The sequence below is a fragment of the Phenylobacterium soli genome, assembly GCF_003254475.1.
GTDB classification, from domain to species: domain Bacteria; phylum Pseudomonadota; class Alphaproteobacteria; order Caulobacterales; family Caulobacteraceae; genus Phenylobacterium; species Phenylobacterium soli.
On the sequence record NZ_QFYQ01000001.1, the window covers coordinates 1,303,485 to 1,322,396 of the forward strand.

An 18,912-nucleotide genomic window follows, 5' to 3' on the forward strand; every position below is an offset into this window, starting at 1 on the left:
CGATGAACAAGCCGAACGCACTCGTGGCAGGGGCCCTGGGACGGTGCCCCAACTGCGGTGAGGGTCGGCTGTTCGAAGGGTTCCTGCGGGTCTCGCCCAGGTGCGAGGCCTGCGGGTACGACCTGGCCAAGGCCGATTCCGGCGACGGCCCGGCGGTGTTCGTGATCCTGATCGCCGGCTTCGTGGTGGCCTTCGCGGCCCTCATCACCGAGATCGCCGTCCATCCGCCCGTCTGGGTCCACCTGATCCTCTGGCTGCCCGCCACCCTCATCCTGTGCCTCGTCCTCCTTCGGCCGATGAAGGGGCTGATGTTGGCGGCGCAATTCATGAACAAGGCCTCCGAAGCGCGCCATGACTGAGGCGCGCGGCGGCGCCGGCCGCGCCGCGTTTCCGGTCGGCCTGACCATCGCCGTGGCGATCTGCCTGGCGATCCTCGTCGGCCTCGGCGTGTGGCAGCTGCAGCGCCTCAAGTGGAAAGAGGGCCTCCTGGCCCACATCGCCGCCCTGCAGTCGGCGAAGGCGGTCGACATCGGTCCGGTGATGGGCGCCCTCGGCGAGGGCCGCGACGTCGACTTCACGCGGGTGACCGCGGTGTGCCCGGGCCTGGCGACCGCGCCGTTCCTCGAACTCGACGGTCTGCGCGACGGCCAGGCCGGGGTGCGCCTGATCTCCGCCTGTCCCGTCGAAAGCGCCCGCTATCGCACGGTGCTGGTCGATCGCGGCTTCATCCCCGACACCGCGGCTGCGCGGCCGAAGGTGGACGCCGCCGCGAGCGCCCCGGTGCGGCTGACCGGCGTGCTGCGCCGGCCGGACAAGCCGAACTTCATGGCCCCGGCCAACCAGCCCGGCCACTGGTTCACCCGCGACGTCGCCGCCATGGCCGCGGCGCTGAAGGCGGCGCAGCCCGCGCCCGTGTTCCTGTCCGCCGAGACCCCGACCAATCCCGAGCTGCCGGTCCTGGTCCCGGCGCCGCTGCCGGGGGAGATCCCCAACCGGCACCTCGAGTACGCGCTCACCTGGTTCGGCCTTGCCGCGGCCCTGCTCGGCGTCTATGCCGCCGTGCTTTTCCGAAGGACGAGGGCCTGATGCGCTACATCTCCACGCGGGGCGGATCGCCCGCGGTGGGCTTCGCCGACGCGGTGCTGGCCGGCCTGGCTCCCGACGGCGGCCTCTATGTGCCCGAGGCCTGGCCGCAGTTCTCGGCCGACGAGATCCGCGGCTTCCTGGGACGGCCCTACCACGAGGTGGCGGCCGCGGTGATCGGCGCCTTCGCCGGCGACGAGATCCCGCGCGACGTGCTGCTGGAGATGTGCCGCGAGGCCTACGCGACCTTCAACCACGCCGCCGTGGTTCCGCTGGTCCAGGTCGCGCCCGGCGCGTTCATCGCCGAGCTCTTCCACGGTCCGAGCCTCGCCTTCAAGGACGTCGCCATGCAGATCCTGGCGCGTCTTTACGACCACCTGCTGGGTCAGGAGGGCCGGGTCCAGACCATCCTCTGCGCGACCTCCGGCGACACCGGCGGTGCGGCGGTGGAGGCCTTCCGCGGCCGCAAGAACGTCAAGGTCGTCGCGCTCTTCCCGCAGGGGCGCATCTCCGAGGTCCAGCGCCGGTTCATGACCACGGCGGAAGAGGCGAACGTCGGCTGCGTCGCCGTCGCCGGGACCTTCGACGACTGCCAGGCGATCGTGAAGGACATCTTCGCCGACCAGGCGCTGCGCCAGGCGGTGGACCTTTCGGGCGTGAACTCGATCAATTTCGCCCGCATCGCGGCCCAGGCGGTCTATTACTTCACCACGGCGGTTGCCGTGGGCGCGCCGGACCGGGCGGTGAGCTTCTGCGTCCCGTCGGGCAACTTCGGCGACGCCTTCGCAGGCTACGTGGCGCACCGCATGGGCCTGCCGATCCAGCGGATCATCGCGGCGACCAACGCCAACGATATCCTGGCCCGTGCGTTCGAGGAGGGCCGCTACGCCCGCGGCCAGGTGCAGCCGACCATCTCGCCCGCCATGGACATCCAGGCCGCCTCCAACTTCGAACGCCTCTATTTCGAAGCCGCCCGCCGCGACGCGGTGGAGACGACGCGCGCCTTCCAGGCCTTCGGCAGCGCCGGGGCCATCGACGTGCCGCCGCAGGCGCTGGCCTACATGCGCGAGCTGTTCCGCGGGGTGTCGGTGAGCGAGGACGAGATCCGCCGCACGATCCTGTCGACGCTCAATGAGACCGGCGAACTGATCGATCCGCACACCGCGGTCGCGGTCGCGGGCCTCGGCAAGGTGGCGGGCACGCCCGATCCGGTGATCGTGCTCTCGACCGCCCACCCGGCCAAGTTCCCGGAGGACGTGACGGAGGCCGCAGGCCTCGCGCCCGAGCTGCCGCGCGGCGCCGCCAACCTGGCGGCCCGGCCCGAGCGCTTCGACGCCCTGCCGGCCGAGGCCACCGCCATCAAGGCCTATGTCCGCGCCTTCGCAGAAGCCTGAGCCCAAGGGCCTGCCGATCCATCGGCTCGGCGATGGCGTGCGCGTGATCTGCGATCCCATGCCGGGCCTGCAGACCGTGGCGCTTTCGGTCGTCGCCGGCCGCGGCGCGCGCTTCGAACCGAAGGACCGCTCCGGCTGGTCGCACCTTCTTGAGCACATGGTGTTCAAGGGCGCGGGCGAGCGCTCGGCCAAGGACATCGTCGAGGCCATCGAGGCCGAGGGCGGTCAGATCAACGCCGCCACGGGCTATGAGCGGACCAGCTACCAGGTGCGGGCCCTGGCGCACGGCCTCGACCTCGGCGTCGGGGTGATCGCCGATCTGGTGCAGCGGCCGACCCTCGCCGCCGAGGATCTGCGTCGGGAGAAGCAGGTGGTCGGCCAGGAGATCGCCGAGGCGGCCGATACGCCCGACGACCTCGTCTTCGAGCTGGCGCAGGAGGCCGCCTTCGACGGCCACGCCCTGGGGCGCTCGATCCTCGGCACCACCGCCTCGATCCGCGACGCGAGCCCGCAGACCCTGGGCGAATGGCGCGCGGCGCTCTATGCGCCGGAGACCCTGGTGGTCAGCGCCGCCGGCGCGGTGGATGAAGCCCAGCTGCTCGAGCTGGTGGAGCGGGACTTCGGCCAGATGCGCGGCGGCGCGGCGCTCGCCACATCCGAGCCGGCGGCGTTCAGCGGCGGCCTGCGGCCGGTCTCCAAGAAGCTGGAGCAGGCCAACCTCGTGATGCTGCTGCCGACCGTGGGCGCGCGCCATCCCGACTACTTCGCCCTGCGCCTGCTGGCCGAGATCCTCGGCGGCGGCATGGCCTCGCGCCTGTTCCAGGAGGCGCGGGAGAAGCGCGGCCTCGCCTACGCCATCGACGCCTACGCCGAGACCTATTCCGACACCGGCGTGCTCGGCGTCTTCGCCGGCTGCGCGGCCTCCGATGCGGCCGAGCTCGCCAAGGTGACGGCGGACGAGATCGCCGGCATGACCGCGGCGGTCGGCGGGGCGGAGCTCGCCCGGGCCAAGGCGCAGCTCAAGGGCGCGATGTTCATGGCCCGGGAATCGGCCCTGTCGCGCGCCGAACAGGCGGCGGCCCAGGCCCTGCTGTTCGACCGTACGCTGGAGCCGGAGGAAGTGGCCGCCGAGATCGACGCGGTGACCTCGGCCGACCTCGTTCGCCTCACCGAGGCCATGCTGCAGCCGGGCCGCGCCGCGGTGGCCGTGCTGGGCCCCAAGGCGGCGCTCGGCGCGGCCGAGGGCTTCCAGCGGGCGCTATTCGGCTAAAGCCTTGACGCGCCCGCGAATTCCGCGAGGCTCGCCGCATGGCGCTGCTCGATTGGATCGCCCCCGAAAGCAGCCTTCGCGTCGAAGGCCACGGCGTCGTGCTGCGTCCGCCGCGGGCGTCGGACTACCTCGCCTGGCGCGAGCTGCGCGCGGCCTCGCGATCCTTCCTGCAACCGTGGGAGCCGACCTGGCCGGCCGACGACCTGACCCGGGCGGCGTTCCGCCGGCGTCTGGCGGCCTACGCGCGCGATCGCGAGCTCGGCGCGGCCTATGCCTTTTTCGTGCTGCGCGCCCATGACGAGGCGCTGACCGGCGGGATCACGCTGTCCAACGTCCGCCGTGGCGTCGCCCAGATGGGCACCATCGGCTACTGGTGCGGCCAGCCCTTCACCCGCCAGGGCCTCACGCTGGCGGCCGTGCGGTCGATGAGCGACTTCGCTTTCCGCACCCTCGGCCTCCACCGCCTGGAAGCGGCCTGCATTCCGGAGAACGAGCCCTCGCGGACCCTGCTGCTGAAGGCGGGCTTCGCCGAGGAGGGGCAGGCCAAGGCTTATCTGAAAATTAACGGCGCCTGGCGAGACCATGTGCTGTTCGGCCTGGTGTCCCCGATCCAGGGGCTCGAGGGGCCGGACGAGGGGGTGTCCGTCTGATCGGCGCCTCCGGGACCTAGCGCTTCGGATTCAGGCGACCCTTCAACGATGCCGACCGGCTGGATGTGGGATGCGACGACCACGCTGGAGGCGCTCGGCGCCGCCGATGTGGCGCTCTGGCTGTGGGAGCCGGAGAACGATCGCCTGCGCCTGACCGGCGCCACCCGCGCTCTCGGCCTTGGCCCGCTCAGCCCCGACTGTTCTTCCGCCGCGCTCCGCGCCCTGTCCCTGCCGCAGGACCGCGCCTTCGCCGAGGACATCCTGCGCATCCGCGAACCGGGCGCAGAGGTGGCCGTGCGGCTGCGCATGCGGGCGGGCGGCGTCTGCATCTGGCGGGGAGTGTGGCTGGAGGACGGTTGCCGCGCCGCCGGCGTCGTGGCGCTGGAATCGCGTTTCGCCGCCTCCGACCAGGACGGCCTGACGGGCCTGCTTGACCGCGGCGGCTTCCTCGCCGGCGCGCGCGAGCGGCTGCAGGCGGCGGGCCGCCACGAGCTGATCGTCGCCGACCTCGACCGGCTTCGCCGACTCAACGAGGCCCTCGGCCACGAGCGCGCCGATCTCGTGCTGGCGGCCCTGGGCTCCCGCCTCGCCGCCGCCTTCCCGGCCGGAGCGCTGCTCGGCCGGATCGGCGAGGACGAATTCGCGGCGCTCGCACCGGTGGAGGTCTCGCCGGGGCCGGACGCCCTGCGACGCGCCCTGGAGCAGCCCCTCCGCGTGGCCGGCTTTGACATCCATCCGACCCTCTCGATCGGCGCGGTGGAGGCCAGCGGCGGCCTCGACGCGCCGGAAGCCGCCGAGCTGCTGCGCCGGGCGGAGCTGGCGGTGGAGTCGGCCAAGAGCCACGGCCGCGGCGGGGCGGCGGCCTACGGGCGGACGCTGGAGACCGACGGCCTCTCGCGCCTCGCCCTGGAAGGCGATCTGCGCGGCGCCATGGCCCGCGGCGAGCTCGCGCCCTACTACCAGCCGATCGTCCGGCTTTCGACGGGCGCCCTGTCGGGCTTCGAGGCCCTGGTCCGGTGGCGCCATCCGCGACGCGGCCTGCTCACGCCCGAACAGTTCCTGCCCCTGCTCGACGAGATGGGCCTGATGCGCGAGCTGGGCGCGATGATGATGCGCGAGGCCGCCCGCCAGCTTTCGCAGTGGCGGCTGCGTCACCGCGCGGCGGGCGAGCTGAGCGTGGCGGTGAACCTCTCCACCGGCGAGATCGACCGGCCCGACCTGGTGGCCGACGTCGCCCGGATCCGCCAGGAGACCGGCCTGCCGCCGGGCGCTCTGAAGCTCGAGGTCACCGAGAGCGACGTGATGCGCGACCCCGACCGCGCGGCGGTGATCCTGGAGGATCTGCGCGCCGCGGGCGCGGGCCTGGCGCTCGACGACTTCGGCACCGGCTTCTCGTCCCTGAGCTACCTGACGCGCCTGCCGTTCGACACCCTGAAGATCGACCGCTACTTCGTGCGCACCATGGCCACCAACACCGGGTCGGCGAAGATCGTCTCCTCGGTGGTGAAGCTCGGCCAGGACCTGTCGCTGGAAGTCGTGGCGGAAGGCGTGGAGAACGCCGGCATGGCCCGCCAGCTGCTGGCGCTCGGCTGCGACTACGGCCAGGGCTTCGGCTATGCGCCGGCGCTGTCGGCCCAGGAGGCCGAGGTCTATCTCAACGAAAGCTATGTGGACGGCGCGGCGCCGGTGAAGGCGCGGGGCAGCCGCGGCTAGGGCCGCGTCAGGCGCGGCCGGCGATACTGCTCAGGCGGTCCGGATCGACCCCGATCTTGGCCAGGGCCCGGCTCCACTTGGTCTCGTAGTCGGCGTCGAAGACCAGGGCCTCGTCGGGCTCGCAGGTGAGCCAGACGTTTTCCTTGATCTCGTCTTCCAGCTGGCCGCCGCCCCAGCCGGCGTAGCCCAGGGCCAGGAAGGCGCGGCGCGGCTGCTGCTTGTGCTGGGCGATCGCCTCGAGAACTTCGCGGGTGGCGGTGAGGCCCAGGCCCGCGCCGATTTCGAGGCTGTGATCGGTCATGTAGTCGTCGGTATGGACGACGAAGCCGCGCTCGCGCTCCACCGGCCCGCCGATGAGCACAAGGTCGGGCGGCAGGACGATGCTGGTCTTGATGTCGAGCCGGGTCAGCAGGTCGGGAAGCGTCAGTCCCTCCACCGGCCGATTGACCGCAACGCCCATCGCATGCTGCCCGTCGTGGGCGCAGACGAGGATCAGCGCCCGCTCGAACCGGGGATCGGAGATGCCCGGCATGGCGATCAGCAGCTGGCCGGAGAAGAAACCGCCTTGCATCGTCGCCCAATTTGGCGGGGATGATGGCGTATTCAAGGGCCGTTTTGGCGCGCCTGCGGTTGCGCCCGCCGCCGGGGCCCTTATCTGCGAAGCTTCGCAAAGGGAGAGGATGCGGCCATGACCATCAAAGTTGGCGACAAGCTGCCGAACGTGACGCTGACCCAGGCCACGGCCGAAGGGCCCAAGCCGGTGTCGAGCGAGGAGTTCTTCAAGGGCCGCAAGGTGGCCCTTTTCGCCCTGCCGGGCGCGTTCACGCCGACCTGCTCGGCCAAGCACCTGCCGGGCTTCAAGCAGCTGTCGCAGGACATCAAGGGCAAGGGCGTCGACGTGATCGCCTGCCTCTCGGTGAACGACGCCTTCGTCATGCGCGCTTGGGGCGAAGACCAGGCGGTCGGCGAGGACATCGTCATGCTGGCCGACGGCGGCGCCGAGTTCACCAAGGCCGTGGGCCTGGACTTCGACGCTTCCAAGTTCGGCATGGGCCTGCGCTCGCAGCGCTACTCGATGATCGTCGAAGACGGCGTGGTGAAGGAGCTCAACGTCGAGGCGCCGGGCGAATTCAAGGTGTCCTCAGCCGAGTACCTGATGGCCCAGCTCTAGGCCTTCGAGAAGGGTCGGCTGAGGAATCTCGAGCCGGCCACTCCGAAGCGCCAGGGCAGGTCCGCGGCGCGGCTGATGCCGATCCGCGGGCCGGCCACGATCGGCGGGTCGGATGCGCGCGGCGCCAGCGCGAAGGGCGCCTCCTCCAGTGACAGGCCGTCGTGCGCGCGGGTCACCGCCAGCGCCTGGCACAGCTTGCCCGGGCCGGAGCAGAGCTGGCGCGGATCTTCGACGCCGCGCCGCTCGCGCATCAGCTCGAGTCCGAGGGTCGGCTCGATGGCGCGGATCAGCACGGCGCTGCCGGGATCGGCGCCGCAGACCACGTTCAGGCACCAGTGGATGCCGTAGGAGCGGTAGACGTAGGCCCGGCCGACCGGGCCGAACACCACCGCATTGCGGGGCGTCGGTCCCGAGAAGCTGTGCGAGGCCGGATCCTCGTGGTGATAGGCCTCGGTCTCGACGATCACGCCGCCGACGCCGTCGACCAGCAGCGTCCAGCCGATCAGCGCCCGCGCCGCGTCCACGGGATGCAGGGCGAAAACCGAGGCTTGACCCTGCTCCGTACCGGGGCGTGAAATGGACCCAACCATAACGGGAGGATGTGCCATGCCGTACGTCGAGGGCCAAACCATTCACGACGCCGACAGCCACATCATGGAGCTGCCGGGGACGATCAACCGCTACATCGATCCCAAGCACCGCGACGACTTCGTCGCCAAGACCGGGCGCAAGGACGTGCTGCCCGAATGGTTCGCCAACGCCGCGGCCAAGATGGAGGACTCGGAGTTCCTGGCCGGGGCCGAAGCCAACATCCTGCTGCGCAAGAACTACGAGGCGCTGGGCGCCTTCAAGGCGTCGGACCGCCCGAAGACGCTCGATTATCTCGGCTTCGCCAGCCAGCTCGTCTTCACCACCGCCTGCCTCTCGAACTTCGGGCTCGAGCAGATGGGTGAGGTGGAACTCGCCGTCGAAGCAGCGCGCGCCCACAACCGCATGATGACCGAGTTCTGCTCGGTGGACCGCCGGCTGCTGGCCACGGGGTATGTGCCGCTGGTCGACCGCGCCCGGGCGCCGGAGATCGCCCGCGAGGCGCTGAAGCTCGGCGCCAAGGGCCTGATCGTGCCCTCGCGACATCCGCCGGGTTTCTCGCCCAGCCACGTCGAGCTCGACGGGCTCTGGGCCGTGGCGCAGGAGGCCGGCGTGCCGATCCTCTTCCACGTCGGCGGCGAGGAGAAGATGCACCCCGACTATCTGGAGAACGGCCTGCCGAAGGTGAAGGACTTCCATGGCGGCGACGAGAACTTCACCTCGCTCACCTTCATGACCATCCCGGTGTCGGTGTGGCAGACGCTCTCCGCCCTGGTGATCGACGGGGTCTTCGACCGCTTCCCGAACCTGAAGTTCGGCGCCATCGAGCTGGGCGCGTCCTGGCTCCCCAGCCTGATGAAGTTTCTCGATTCCGGCGTCGCGGCCTTCGCCAAGGAAGAGCGCCTGCAGAAGCTCTCGGGCAAGCCCAGCGAGATCCTGCGCCGCCAGCTGCGGGTGACGCCCTATCCGCATGAGGACGTGCGCTGGATCATCGAGAACTCCGGCGAGGAGATGATCCTGTTCTCCTCCGACTTCCCGCACGTGGAGGGCGGCCGCAATCCGCTGAAGCGATTCAACGACAGCCTCGAGGGCTGCTCGGAGGCGGTGAAGCGCAGGTTCTATCGCGACAACTTCATCGACATGATGGGCCGCGGGCTCGATCCGGCCCTGCACGACCTGCCGAGCCTCGCGGCCGCCTGAGGGTCAGGCCGAGCGGATTTCCGCCGCCGCGTCCGCTGCCGGCTCGGCGGCGAGGGCGCGCGCCATGGCCTCGGTGAGGTCGAGGATCTGGATCGGCTTGGAGGCGTGCTCCGTGAAGCCGAGCTCGAGGTAGCGCGTCCGCCCGCCCGAGGTGACGTCGGCGGTCAGGGCGACCACCGGCGCGCGCTGGTTGGGGCCCGGCGTCGCGCGAAGGTTCTGCAGCACCTCGACGCCGCTCATCCCCGGCATCTGGATGTCGAGGAGCACGAGGTCGAACGCCTGCGCGCCCATCACCTCCAGCGCCTCGGGTCCGCTGGCGGCCTTGACCACGGCGTGGCCGAGGCTGGTCAGCAGCTGGTCGAGCACGAGCAGATTGGTGGCGTTGTCGTCGACGCAGAGGACGTGGAGACCCGCCTCGAGCTCGGGCTCCTCGGGCGCCTTCGCCGGGCTCGGCTTGCGCAGCGCCCCCTGACTGAGCGCCAGCGGCACCTCGATGTGGAAGGTCGAGCCGAGGCCGAGCTGGCTCTCCACCCAGATGCGGCCGCCCATCAGTTCGGTGAGCTGCTTGGCGATGGCGAGGCCAAGGCCGGTGCCGCCGAACTTGCGCATCTCGGTTTCGTCGGCCTGGGAGAAGCGCTCGAAGAGGATCGGCAGATGCTCGGCCGAAATCCCTGGACCGGTATCGCGCACGGCGATGTGGACGAGGCTGTGATCGGCGCCCTTGGGCCGCGCCTCGGCGATGATCTGCACCGAGCCGGCCTCGGTGAACTTCAGCGCGTTGCCCACGAGATTGAACAGCACCTGACGCATGCGAAGGGCGTCCATCATCACCACGTTCGGCAGATCGCCGCGCAGGATGAGGGCCAGGTCGACGCCGCGCTCGTCGGCGCGCCCGGTCCAGAAGCCGACCAGCCGATCGAGGAACAGGGTGAGGTCCTCCGGGCCGGTGATCAGCTCGAGCCGGCCGGCGTCGATCTTGGAAACGTCGAGGATGTCGTTGAGGATCGAGAGCAGGTACTCGCCGCTCTCGATCAGGACGTCCAGGCGCTCCGACTGCGCCGGGTCGATCTCGTCGCGCTTGAGGAGCTGGGCCATGCCGAGCACGCCGTTCATCGGCGTGCGGATCTCGTGGCTCATGGTGGCCAGGAAGTTCGACTTGGCGCGGTTGGCCTGGCGGGCCGCCTCGCGCGCCCGGTTGGCGGCTTCGCGTTCGGCGACCGCTTGGTCGCGCGCCGTCTGCAGCTCGGTAACGAGGTCGAGGTTCGAGTTGAACGCGGCATGCCAGGTGGAGACCGCCTTGAAGGTGTTGGCCGAGATGATCACCAGGAGGAAGGTGGTCACGGCCAAGCCCAGCAGGCAGGCGGCCGCGGCGACGGGCGACAGCAACCAGCCGATCACCAGCGCGCCTGCGAGCGTCACCGGACCTGCAAAGCCCCAGAACACCATCCGCGAGAGGGAGCCCGCCGCCTGGGCCAGGACGATCAGGGTGACGACCTGGACGCCGAAGTAGACGATCTCCTTGATGCCGCCGGTGAAGACGAGCGCCAGGGTCGGGGCGAGATAGACGACCATGCGGATGCCGGAGAGGATCGCCAGCCTGCGAAGTCCGGGGACCTCGTCGGCGGTATCGCTGTGCTCGATCCAGCGGCTGAGGGTGCGCTGGAGGAAGGCGTCGAAGGCGGTGGCCCAGACCACATAGCCTGCGCCCGCATAGGGGTGACCGAGCAGCCACCAGGACACGCCGGCCAGCAGATTGAACACCAGGTGCGCCCACACCGGCAGCACGAGCCCGGCGAGCGTCAGCTGGTATCCGTTCCACCTCGAATTCACACCGCCGAGGCCTTCCACAGGCTTCGGCTCGGACGCCGTCATCGCTACCCCCTTGGGAGGCGCGGAGGCTAGCTCGGAAAGGTAAAGCTTAGAAAAACGCCGGTCTTTCTCCTGCCGGTTGAAATCGGGCCGGACTACCCCGCCAGCGCCGCAGGCGTCATCGCCTCGAGGTCGGCCGCGCCGTCCTTGAGTCCCTCCGCGAGGCCCGGCGCGAGGCTCAGCACCTGGCCGGAGTAGAGGCGGGCGAGGGCGGCCTTGCCCTGCAGCCAGGGATCATCCGAACCGCCGGCCGCCAGGGCCTGACGGCCCAGCATCCAGCCGCCGATCACGTCGCCGGCGAGCTTCAGGTAAGGACCGGCGGCGGAGAGGGCGTCGGGGCCGCCGTGGGCCAGGACCCAATCGGTCGCGTGCTCCAGCGCCGCGGCGCCCTGGGCGAGGCGCTTGCCGACGATGGCGAGGTCGGGAACCTCGGTCAGGGTCTGGGCGGTGAGCAGGATTTCGGCGCAGAGCTCGCGCATCACCGCGCCCTGGCCCATGCCGACCTTGCGGCCGACGAGGTCGTTGGCCTGGATGCCGTTGGTGCCCTCGTAGATCGGGGCGATGCGGGCGTCGCGGTAGTGCTGAGCCGCGCCGGTCTCTTCGATGAAGCCCATGCCGCCGTGCACCTGCACGCCCATGGACGCCACCTCAACGCCGACGTCCGTCGACCAGGCCTTGGCGATCGGCGTGAGCAGCTCCTGGCGGGCCTTGGCCGCGGCGCGCTCCTGTTCCGTATCGGCCAGCCGTGCGAGGTCGGCCAGGACGCCGGTGGTCAGGCAGATGGCCCGCGCCGCCTCGATCTTGGCCTTCATCAGCATCAGCATCCGGCGCACGTCCGGGTGGTCGTAGATCGCCGCCGGATAGTCGCCGGACCAGACGGCGCGGCCCTGGCGGCGCTCCTGGCTGAAGGCCAGGGCCTGCTGGAAGGCGCGCTCCGCGATCGCGACGCCCTGGACGCCCACCTGCAGGCGGGCGGCGTTCATCATGACGAACATGTGGGCCAGGCCCTGGCCGATCTCGCCGACCAGCTCGGCCTTGGCGCCCTCGTAGAGCATGACGCAGGTGGGCGAGCCGTGGATGCCGAGCTTGTGCTCGATCGAGCCCGGCCGGAAGTCATTGCGCGCGCCGATCCGGCCCTCGTCGTCGAGCAGGTACTTGGAGGTGAGGAAGAGGCTGATGCCCTTCACCCCTGGCGGGGCGTCGGGCGTGCGGGCGATCACCAGGTGGACGATGTTGTCGGTGGCGTCGTGATCGCCCCAGGTGATGAAGATCTTCTGGCCGTGCAGGGTGTAGCCGCCCTCGCCGTCCGGCCGGGCCATGGTGGTCAGGGCGGCGAGGTCCGAGCCGGCCTGCGGTTCGGTGAGGCACATGGCGCCGGTCCATTCGCCGGACACCAGCTTCGGCAGGACGAGGCGCTTCTGGCGCTCGGTGCCATGCAGGGCCAGGGCCTCGATGGCCGCCTGGGTCAGCATCGGGCAAAGGCCGAACGCCATGTTGGCGGCGTGCGTCATCTCGAACACCGAGAGCTCCAGGGCCTTGGAGAGCCCCTGGCCGCCGAACTCCGGATCGGCCGACAGGGAGTTCCAGCCGCCCGCAGCGAAGGCCTTGTAGGCGTCCGCGAAACCGGGCGCGGCGGTGACCGCGCCGTTGGCGTACTTCGCGCCCTCGAGGTCGCCACGGCGATTCAGCGGCGCCAGCTCGGAGTCGGCGAACTGCCCGGCGGCCTCGAGCACGGCGGCCACGGTGTCGGCGTCCAGCTCGGGAAAGGCCCGTTCCAGCAGGGCCGGATGGCCCACCGTCTGGAGCGCAAAGGCGATGTCGCGGACCGGAGCGCGGAACGTCATGGCAGGTGCTTCCTCTAAGAGACGGTCCTTCTAGTCGCTCGGGCCGCGTTTAGGGAAGTCGCGGACGGCGCGCAGGCGCCGTCTTTCAGCCAAGCTTGGCTCGCACCATCTGGTGAGACGAGAGCTGGGGAGCCGCCGTCATGAACATGCGCATCGCCGCCGTCGTCCTTGGAGCGAGCCTCACTCTGGCCGGCTCCGCCTCGGCCAACCCCATCAGCCGCGACCCGGCGAAGGCGCCGGCCGGGACCTATGTCCTCGACAAAAGGCACGCCAGCCTGATCGCCCGCGTGCCGCACATGGGCGGCTTCTCCCGCTACACCCTGCGCTTCGACGGACTGGACGGCGGCTTCACCTACGATCCTGCCAACTGGCAGGCGACCAAGGTCACGTTCAAGGTCGATCCGGCGTCGGCGGACACTGGCGACGCGGGCTTCAACAGGCAGATCGCAGGCTTCCTCGGCGCGGCGGCCAATCCGGTGATCAGCTTCGCGTCGACCGCGATCACGGGCGGCGAGAACGGCGAGGGGCAGCTCGCCGGGCACCTGACCTTCCATGGCGCGACGCGGCCGGTGACGCTGAATGTGGTGTTCAACGGGGCCGGTCCGGGGCTGTTGGGCGTTGGTACGCGAATGGGCTTTTCGGGGACCGCCCACATCAAGCGCTCCGATTTCGGAGCAACGGCCATGAGCCAGTGGGCGGGCGACGACGTCGATCTTGCCTTCGAGCTCGAGTTCGTCCGGAAGTAGGAGCCCATGACCGACGTCGCGAAAGATCCGAAAGCCGCCGGCAGCGCCCGCTATTCCCTGGTCGCCATCCTGCTCCACTGGGTGATCGCAGCCGGCATCGTCCTGCAGGTCGTGCTGGCCGGGCGGATGGAAGGGCCGCGAACGCCGACCAGCTTCGCCGTCACCCAGCTCCACAAGTCGATCGGCATCACCATCCTGCTGCTCAGCCTCGTGCGGTTGGCCTGGCGCCTAATGAACCCGCCGGCGCCGTTGCCCGCGACCATGCCGCGCTGGGAGCGCGAGCTCGCGCGCTGGACGCACGTCGGCTTCTACGTGGTGATGATCGCCATGCCGCTGACCGGCTGGCTGATGGTCTCGGCGAGCCGTATCCCGATCCCGACCCTGCTCTATGGCGTCGTGCCCTGGCCCAACCTGCCGCTGGTGGGCGACCTCGCGCCCGCCGCCAAGAAGCTGTGGCACGACATCGGCGAGGGCGGCCACGGCGTGATCGCCAAGGTGATCTATGTGCTGCTCGCCCTGCACGTGGCCGGCGCCCTGAAGCACCAGCTGTTCAGCAAGGACGAGCCCGTGCTCGCGCGTATGGCGCCCGGCGCGGTGGCCGGGCGCTGGGCCGAGCCGCGGATCCTGATCATCCTGCTGGCCTTCGTGGGCGTGATCGTCTTCGGCCGCCTCGTGACGCCGCCGCCGCCCGGCATGGCCGCGCCCGCTCCGGCGGTCACACCGCAAGGCCCCGCCCAGGAACCGGCGGAGGCGCAGGCTCCCGGCGAGCCCGCCGACGCCGATGCCTCGCCGCAGACCAGTCCGACGGGGCCGGCGCCGAGCGCCGCAGCGCCGACCGCCATTGCCGGGCCGGTGAATTGGGCGGTGCAGCCGGGCTCGACCCTGGCCTTCACCGCGACCTGGAGCGGTCAACCCGTGAAGGGCCGCTTCGACCGCTGGCTGGCCGACGTGCAGTTCTCGCCCGAGGCCCTGGACCGCTCCCGGGTCAAGGTGACCATCGACGTGGGGTCAATCAACACCGGCGACCAGCAGCGCGACGCCGTGCTGCCCTCGGGCGACTGGTTCGATGCCGCGGCCCATCCCAAGGCGATGTTCAGCGCCACGAGGTTCGAGAAGACCGGCCCCGACCGCTACGTCGCCCACGGAACCCTGCAGCTGCGCGGCGTGACCAAGCCGCAGGACCTGCCGTTCCGCCTGAAGATCGCGGGCGACAAGGCCGAGGTCAGCGGTGTAACGACCCTCGACCGCACTTCCTTCGGCATTGGACAGGGCGAGTGGAGCAGCACCGATCAGATTCCAGCCAAGGTGAGCGTCAACGTCAGCCTGACGGCGAAGCGCGAATAGCCGAGGCGGTTCGCGCCCTGCGCGAGGGGCGGCTCGTCATCCTGCCCACGGAGACGGTCTACGGCCTGGCGGCGGACGCCTCGAACCCGCAAGCCGTCGCGGCGGTGTATGAGGCCAAGGGGCGGCCGAGCTTCAATCCGCTGATCGCCCATGTGGCCGACGCCGCCGCCGCCCGGCGGATCGCCAACTTCGACCCCCGCGCCGAGGCGCTGGCCGCGCGGTTCTGGCCCGGGCCGCTGACCCTGGTGATGCCGGTGTTGGATACGGCCGCGGTCTGCGATCTCGCCCGCGCCGGGCTCGACACCGTCGCCGTGCGGGCGCCCGCCCACCCGCTGACCCATGCGCTCTTGAGCAACTTCGGCGGGCCGGTGGTGGCGCCGTCAGCCAATCGTTCCGGCCGGCCCAGCCCGACCACCTGCGCCGACGCGGCGGAGGAGACCGGAGACAGCGCCGCGGTGGCGCTCGACGGGGGCGCCTGCGCGATCGGGCTGGAGTCGACGGTGGTGTCCCTGCTGGACGAGGCGCGGCTGCTGCGTCCGGGGGCGGTGACCCGCGCCGAGATCGAGGCCGTGATCGGCCCGTTGGCGGAAGCCGAGGCCGACGCCCGGCGCTCGCCCGGCCGGCTCGCGCGCCACTACGCGCCCAACCTGCCGGTCCGGCTGGACGCCGCGGCTCCGGAGGCGGACGAGGCCTATCTCGCGTTCGGGCCATCGCCCGCGGGGGCGCGCGTGTTCAATCTGAGCCCGGCTGGCGACCTGAAGGAAGCCGCGGCCAATCTGTTCGGCTTTCTGCGCGCCGCCGATCGCTCCGGAGCGAGCGGCATCGCCGTGGCCCCGATCCCGCACGAGGGCCTGGGCGAGGCGATCAACGACCGGCTGAAGCGCGCGGCGGGCTTTGTCGGCTGAGTCCGAGGCACTAGATTTCCGCCATGACCGCTCCCGTTCCCGCCCCTCGAATGTCAGGCGACGTCATCTCCCGCCTCAAGGCCGTGCTCGGTGAAGGCGGCTGGAGCCAGGACCCGGCCAAGCTGGCGCCGAAGCTGCTGGAGTGGCGCGATCGCTGGACGGGGACGACGCCCTTCCTGGCGCTGCCGAAGACCACCGAACAGGTCGCCGCCGTCGTCGGCGTCTGCTTCGAGGCCGGGGTGGCGATCACGCCGCAGGGCGGCAACACCGGCCTCGTCGGCGGCCAGATCCCGCAGGGCGAGATCCTGCTGTCCACCGAGCGGCTGAATGCCATCCGCGACCTCGACGCCTTCGACGACGTGATCGTCGCCGAGGCCGGCGTAACCTTGGCCGAGGTGCACGAGGCCGCCGCCGCCCAGCGTCGGCGCTTTCCGCTGGGCCTCGCCTCGGAGGGCTCGGCCACCGTGGGTGGGGTGATCTCAACCAACGCCGGCGGCACCCAGGTGCTGCGCTACGGCATGGCGCGAAGCCTGGTGCTGGGGCTCGAGGCCGTGCTGCCGACGGGCGAGGTCTGGAATGGGCTCAAGCGCCTGCGCAAGGACAACACCGGCTACGACCTCAAGCAGCTGCTGATCGGAGCTGAAGGCACCCTCGGGGTGGTCACCGCCGCGGCGCTGAAGCTCTATCCGCAGATGGCCTCCCGCGCCGTGGCCTTCATCGGCGTCGGTTCGCCCGAAGACGCCATCCGGCTGCTGGCGCGCGCCAAGGAGGAGACCGGCGGCGACGTCGAAGCCTTCGAGCTGATGGGCCGGCTCGGCATCGAGTTCGCCCTGCGCAACATCGCCGGCACCCGCGATCCGCTGGCCGAGCGGCATCCCTGGTACGTCCTCGCCGAGTTCGCGAGCGGCGAGGCGGGCTCGGCGCAAAGCGCCATGGAGCGCTTCCTGGCCTCGGGTCTCGGGGACGGGCTGATCCGCGACGCCGTGGTGGCCCAGACCGAAGCCCAGGCCAAGGCGCTGTGGGCCATCCGCGAGAACCAGTCCCCGGCCCAGAAGCCGGAAGGCGCCACCTGGAAGCACGACGTGTCGGTGCCGGTAAGCCAGGTCGCGACCTTCCTCGACCGCGCGACCGCCGCCATGCTGCAGATCGCGCCCGGCGCGCGGATCGCCGCCTTTGGCCACGTGGGCGACGGCAACATCCACTACGACGTGCTGCGGCCCGACGGCGGCTCCGACGCCGAGCACTCGGCCAAGCGCGACGAGGGCAGCCGGATCGTCCACGACCTCGTGGTCTCGCTGGGCGGCTCGATCAGCGCCGAGCATGGCCTCGGCGCCATGAAGACGGCCGAGGCGCTGCGCTACAAGAGCCCCGTGGAGGTGCAGGCCATGCGGGCGATCCGCCTCGCCCTCGACCCCAAGCGCATCATGAACCCCAGAGTCCTATTTTAGGGTCCTGTTCTACGCTTGGCGCCACGGCCAAGTCGCGCCAAAGCAGGACCCATGCTGATCGTGCTCTCGCCCGCCAAGGCGCTCGACTTCACCTCCGGCCCGCCGTCGGCGCCGCTGACCCTTCCCGAGCTGGGGGAGGAGACCGCCGAGCTCGCCAAGGCCACGAAGAAGCTCACCGCCAGCGACCTGAAGCGGCTGATGTCGCTGTCGGACAACCTGGCCAAGCTGAACCGCGAGCGCTTCCAGGCCTTCGATGCGGCCTCTGAAGAGGGGCTGCAGGCGGCCTTCGCCTTCAACGGCGACGTCTATACGGGGCTGAAGGCGCGCGAGCTCGACAAGAAGGGGCTCGCCTGGGCGCAGGATCACGTGCGGATCCTCTCCGGTCTCTACGGCGTGCTGCGCCCGCTCGACGCCATCCAGCCGTACCGGCTGGAGATGGGCACGCGGCTGAAGACCAAGCGCGGCGCGAGCCTCTACGACTTCTGGGGACCGCGGATCGCCGAGGCCCTCAATCAGGCGGCGGCCCGCCACAAGGACAAGACGCTCGTGAACTGCGCCAGCGGCGAATACTTCGGCGCGGTCGACCGCACCGCGCTGAAGCTGCCGGTGCTGACCTGCAAGTTCCTCGAGGAGAAGGACGGCGAGGCGCGGATGATCTCGTTCTTCGCCAAGAAGGCGCGCGGCCTCATGGCGCGTTACGCCATCGACCACCGCATCGACAAGGCCGCCGATCTCAAGGGCTTCGATTCCGAAGGCTACCGGTTCGTCCCGCAGCTCTCCTCGGACGAGGAGTTCACCTTCTCGCGGCCGCAGCCGCCGCCGGTGGTCGCCAAACGCAAGGGAGCCTGAGATGGCCGACTATGGTCTGAAGGGGCAGGTGGCGGTGGTCACAGGCTCGACGAGCGGGATCGGCCAGGCGATGGCCCATGCGCTCGCCGGCGAAGGCGTCAACGTCGTGCTGAACGGCTTCGGCGATCCTGCGAAGATCGAGGCCGATCGCGCGGCGCTGGAGAAGAGCGCCGGGGTGCGCGCGATCTACCACGGGGCCGACATGACCAAGCCCGGCGAGATCGCGGACCTCGTCGCCTTCGCCCAGCGTGAGTTCGGCCGGCTCGACATCCTCCTCAACAACGCCGGGGTGCAGCACGTCGCGCCGGTGGAGGAGTTCCCGATCGAGAAGTGGGATCAGATCATCGCCATCAACCTGACGAGCGCCTTCCACGCGACCCGGGCGGCGGTGCCGATCATGAAGGCCCAGGGGCGCGGCCGGATCGTCAATCTGGCCTCGGCCCACGGCCTTGTCGCCTCGCCGTTCAAGTCGGCCTATGTGGCGGCCAAGCATGGGATCGTCGGCTTCACCAAGGCGATCGCGCTGGAGACCGCGCGCAGCGGGATCACCGTCAACGCCATCTGTCCGGGCTATGTGAAGACGCCCCTGGTCGAGGCGCAGATCGCCGACCAGGCCAAGGCGCGCGGTATCCCCGTGGACCGGGTCGTCGAGGACGTGATCCTCGCCGCGCAGCCCAACAAGAGCTTCGTCGAATATCCGCACCTGGCCGGCATGCTGCTCTATCTGGTCAGCGACATGGGCGCCTCGACCACGGGCGCGGCGCTCAGCGTCGACGGCGGCTGGACGGCGGCCTGAGGCGCGGCCCTTCGGCTTGACGCCGCCCCGGAAACACGGCTT

18 protein-coding genes are annotated in these 18,912 nt (G+C 70.6%); 14 read left to right on the top strand and 4 right to left on the bottom strand.

The window, feature by feature from the left end; translation table 11 throughout:
* The first annotated feature begins 2 nt into the window (after nucleotides 1–2).
* The 6 genes from DJ017_RS06465 to DJ017_RS06490 are packed head-to-tail and all read left to right on the top strand — an operon-like array spanning nucleotide 3 to nucleotide 6,110.
* Nucleotides 3–359: a DUF983 domain-containing protein gene (locus DJ017_RS06465; RefSeq protein ID WP_111527939.1), complete on the top strand. Its 357-nt coding sequence runs from the start codon at nucleotides 3–5 to the stop codon at nucleotides 357–359.
* Nucleotides 352–1,086 (top strand): SURF1 family protein, encoded by a 735-nt coding sequence (locus tag DJ017_RS06470; protein WP_111527940.1) that lies wholly within the window; start codon nucleotides 352–354, stop codon nucleotides 1,084–1,086. Before DJ017_RS06465 ends, DJ017_RS06470 begins: the two co-directional genes overlap by 8 nt.
* Nucleotides 1,086–2,477 (top strand): threonine synthase, encoded by a 1,392-nt coding sequence (thrC, locus tag DJ017_RS06475; RefSeq protein ID WP_111527941.1) that lies wholly within the window; start codon nucleotides 1,086–1,088, stop codon nucleotides 2,475–2,477. Before DJ017_RS06470 ends, thrC begins: the two co-directional genes overlap by 1 nt.
* On the top strand, nucleotides 2,452–3,747 hold the full coding sequence (locus DJ017_RS06480) for a M16 family metallopeptidase (RefSeq protein WP_227000048.1): 1,296 nt from the start codon (nucleotides 2,452–2,454) through the stop codon (nucleotides 3,745–3,747). Before thrC ends, DJ017_RS06480 begins: the two co-directional genes overlap by 26 nt.
* Before the next feature lie 38 nt (nucleotides 3,748–3,785).
* Nucleotides 3,786–4,397 (top strand): GNAT family N-acetyltransferase, encoded by a 612-nt coding sequence (locus tag DJ017_RS06485; RefSeq protein WP_111527942.1) that lies wholly within the window; start codon nucleotides 3,786–3,788, stop codon nucleotides 4,395–4,397.
* 48 nt (nucleotides 4,398–4,445) lie between these two features.
* Entirely contained in the window at nucleotides 4,446–6,110 is a 1,665-nt protein-coding gene (locus DJ017_RS06490) for a putative bifunctional diguanylate cyclase/phosphodiesterase (protein ID WP_111527943.1), read from the top strand.
* Nucleotides 6,111–6,117: 7 nt separating this feature from the next.
* Here the strand turns inward: DJ017_RS06490 and DJ017_RS06495 are convergent, their stop codons facing one another.
* Nucleotides 6,118–6,681 carry a YqgE/AlgH family protein gene (locus DJ017_RS06495; RefSeq protein WP_111527944.1) on the bottom strand — a complete coding sequence of 188 codons (564 nt, stop codon included), beginning with the start codon at nucleotides 6,679–6,681 and terminating at the stop codon, nucleotides 6,118–6,120.
* Nucleotides 6,682–6,798: 117 nt separating this feature from the next.
* On the opposite strand from DJ017_RS06495, the gene DJ017_RS06500 reads away from it, so the two are divergent.
* Nucleotides 6,799–7,281 carry a peroxiredoxin gene (locus DJ017_RS06500; RefSeq protein ID WP_111527945.1) on the top strand — a complete coding sequence of 161 codons (483 nt, stop codon included), beginning with the start codon at nucleotides 6,799–6,801 and terminating at the stop codon, nucleotides 7,279–7,281.
* On the opposite strand, the gene DJ017_RS06505 is transcribed toward DJ017_RS06500, so the two are convergent.
* Nucleotides 7,278–7,805, bottom strand: a complete 528-nt coding sequence (locus tag DJ017_RS06505) for a DNA-3-methyladenine glycosylase (RefSeq protein ID WP_264371484.1) — start codon at nucleotides 7,803–7,805, stop codon at nucleotides 7,278–7,280. The genes DJ017_RS06500 and DJ017_RS06505 overlap by 4 nt on opposite strands.
* Nucleotides 7,806–7,887: 82 nt before the next feature.
* Here DJ017_RS06505 and DJ017_RS06510 point away from each other — a divergent pair, with 82 nt between their 5' ends.
* Complete coding sequence (locus tag DJ017_RS06510; RefSeq protein WP_111527947.1) at nucleotides 7,888–9,069, top strand: amidohydrolase family protein; 1,182 nt, start codon at nucleotides 7,888–7,890, stop codon at nucleotides 9,067–9,069.
* 3 nt (nucleotides 9,070–9,072) lie between these two features.
* Here the strand turns inward: DJ017_RS06510 and DJ017_RS06515 are convergent, their stop codons facing one another.
* On the bottom strand, nucleotides 9,073–10,941 hold the full coding sequence (locus tag DJ017_RS06515; RefSeq protein ID WP_111527948.1) for an ATP-binding protein: 1,869 nt from the start codon (nucleotides 10,939–10,941) through the stop codon (nucleotides 9,073–9,075).
* A 92-nt stretch (nucleotides 10,942–11,033) separates the two neighbouring features.
* On the bottom strand, nucleotides 11,034–12,782 hold the full coding sequence (locus DJ017_RS06520; RefSeq protein WP_111527949.1) for an acyl-CoA dehydrogenase: 1,749 nt from the start codon (nucleotides 12,780–12,782) through the stop codon (nucleotides 11,034–11,036).
* Nucleotides 12,783–12,922: 140 nt separating this feature from the next.
* On the opposite strand from DJ017_RS06520, the gene DJ017_RS06525 reads away from it, so the two are divergent.
* Genes DJ017_RS06525 through DJ017_RS06550 form a run of 6 tightly spaced genes read left to right on the top strand, consistent with a single transcriptional unit; the run spans nucleotide 12,923 to nucleotide 18,870 of the window.
* The gene (locus DJ017_RS06525; RefSeq protein ID WP_111527950.1) at nucleotides 12,923–13,528 is read left to right on the top strand and encodes a YceI family protein; all 606 of its coding nucleotides are present in this window, start codon (nucleotides 12,923–12,925) and stop codon (nucleotides 13,526–13,528) included.
* A 6-nt stretch (nucleotides 13,529–13,534) separates the two neighbouring features.
* Nucleotides 13,535–14,872 (top strand): YceI family protein, encoded by a 1,338-nt coding sequence (locus tag DJ017_RS06530; RefSeq protein WP_111527951.1) that lies wholly within the window; start codon nucleotides 13,535–13,537, stop codon nucleotides 14,870–14,872.
* Nucleotides 14,869–15,777: an L-threonylcarbamoyladenylate synthase gene (locus DJ017_RS06535; RefSeq protein WP_227000208.1), complete on the top strand. Its 909-nt coding sequence runs from the start codon at nucleotides 14,869–14,871 to the stop codon at nucleotides 15,775–15,777. The genes DJ017_RS06530 and DJ017_RS06535 overlap by 4 nt, the downstream gene beginning before the upstream one ends.
* A gap of 23 nt (nucleotides 15,778–15,800) precedes the next feature.
* Nucleotides 15,801–17,225, top strand: a complete 1,425-nt coding sequence (locus DJ017_RS06540; RefSeq protein WP_111527953.1) for an FAD-binding oxidoreductase — start codon at nucleotides 15,801–15,803, stop codon at nucleotides 17,223–17,225.
* 51 nt (nucleotides 17,226–17,276) lie between these two features.
* Nucleotides 17,277–18,074, top strand: a complete 798-nt coding sequence (gene yaaA, locus DJ017_RS06545) for a peroxide stress protein YaaA (protein WP_111527954.1) — start codon at nucleotides 17,277–17,279, stop codon at nucleotides 18,072–18,074.
* 1 nt (nucleotide 18,075) lies between these two features.
* Nucleotides 18,076–18,870, top strand: a complete 795-nt coding sequence (locus tag DJ017_RS06550) for a 3-hydroxybutyrate dehydrogenase (protein WP_111527955.1) — start codon at nucleotides 18,076–18,078, stop codon at nucleotides 18,868–18,870.
* Nucleotides 18,871–18,912 lie beyond the last annotated feature (42 nt).

Excerpts from the sequence above, each read along its gene's own strand:
- yaaA (WP_111527954.1), top strand. The coding sequence starts at position 17,277 with ATGCTGATCGTGCTCTCGCCCGCCAAGGCGCTCGACTTCACCTCCGGC.
- DJ017_RS06495 (WP_111527944.1), bottom strand. The coding sequence starts at position 6,681 with ATGCAAGGCGGTTTCTTCTCCGGCCAGCTGCTGATCGCCATGCCGGGC.
- thrC (WP_111527941.1), top strand. The coding sequence starts at position 1,086 with ATGCGCTACATCTCCACGCGGGGCGGATCGCCCGCGGTGGGCTTCGCC.
- DJ017_RS06530 (WP_111527951.1), top strand. The coding sequence starts at position 13,535 with ATGACCGACGTCGCGAAAGATCCGAAAGCCGCCGGCAGCGCCCGCTAT.
- DJ017_RS06465 (WP_111527939.1), top strand. The coding sequence starts at position 3 with ATGAACAAGCCGAACGCACTCGTGGCAGGGGCCCTGGGACGGTGCCCC.
- DJ017_RS06515 (WP_111527948.1), bottom strand. The coding sequence starts at position 10,941 with ATGACGGCGTCCGAGCCGAAGCCTGTGGAAGGCCTCGGCGGTGTGAAT.
- DJ017_RS06470 (WP_111527940.1), top strand. The coding sequence starts at position 352 with ATGACTGAGGCGCGCGGCGGCGCCGGCCGCGCCGCGTTTCCGGTCGGC.
- DJ017_RS06500 (WP_111527945.1), top strand. The coding sequence starts at position 6,799 with ATGACCATCAAAGTTGGCGACAAGCTGCCGAACGTGACGCTGACCCAG.
- DJ017_RS06485 (WP_111527942.1), top strand. The coding sequence starts at position 3,786 with ATGGCGCTGCTCGATTGGATCGCCCCCGAAAGCAGCCTTCGCGTCGAA.
- DJ017_RS06520 (WP_111527949.1), bottom strand. The coding sequence starts at position 12,782 with ATGACGTTCCGCGCTCCGGTCCGCGACATCGCCTTTGCGCTCCAGACG.
- DJ017_RS06480 (WP_227000048.1), top strand. The coding sequence starts at position 2,452 with ATGTCCGCGCCTTCGCAGAAGCCTGAGCCCAAGGGCCTGCCGATCCAT.
- DJ017_RS06540 (WP_111527953.1), top strand. The coding sequence starts at position 15,801 with ATGACCGCTCCCGTTCCCGCCCCTCGAATGTCAGGCGACGTCATCTCC.
- DJ017_RS06510 (WP_111527947.1), top strand. The coding sequence starts at position 7,888 with ATGCCGTACGTCGAGGGCCAAACCATTCACGACGCCGACAGCCACATC.
- DJ017_RS06490 (WP_111527943.1), top strand. The coding sequence starts at position 4,446 with ATGCCGACCGGCTGGATGTGGGATGCGACGACCACGCTGGAGGCGCTC.
- DJ017_RS06550 (WP_111527955.1), top strand. The coding sequence starts at position 18,076 with ATGGCCGACTATGGTCTGAAGGGGCAGGTGGCGGTGGTCACAGGCTCG.
- DJ017_RS06525 (WP_111527950.1), top strand. The coding sequence starts at position 12,923 with ATGAACATGCGCATCGCCGCCGTCGTCCTTGGAGCGAGCCTCACTCTG.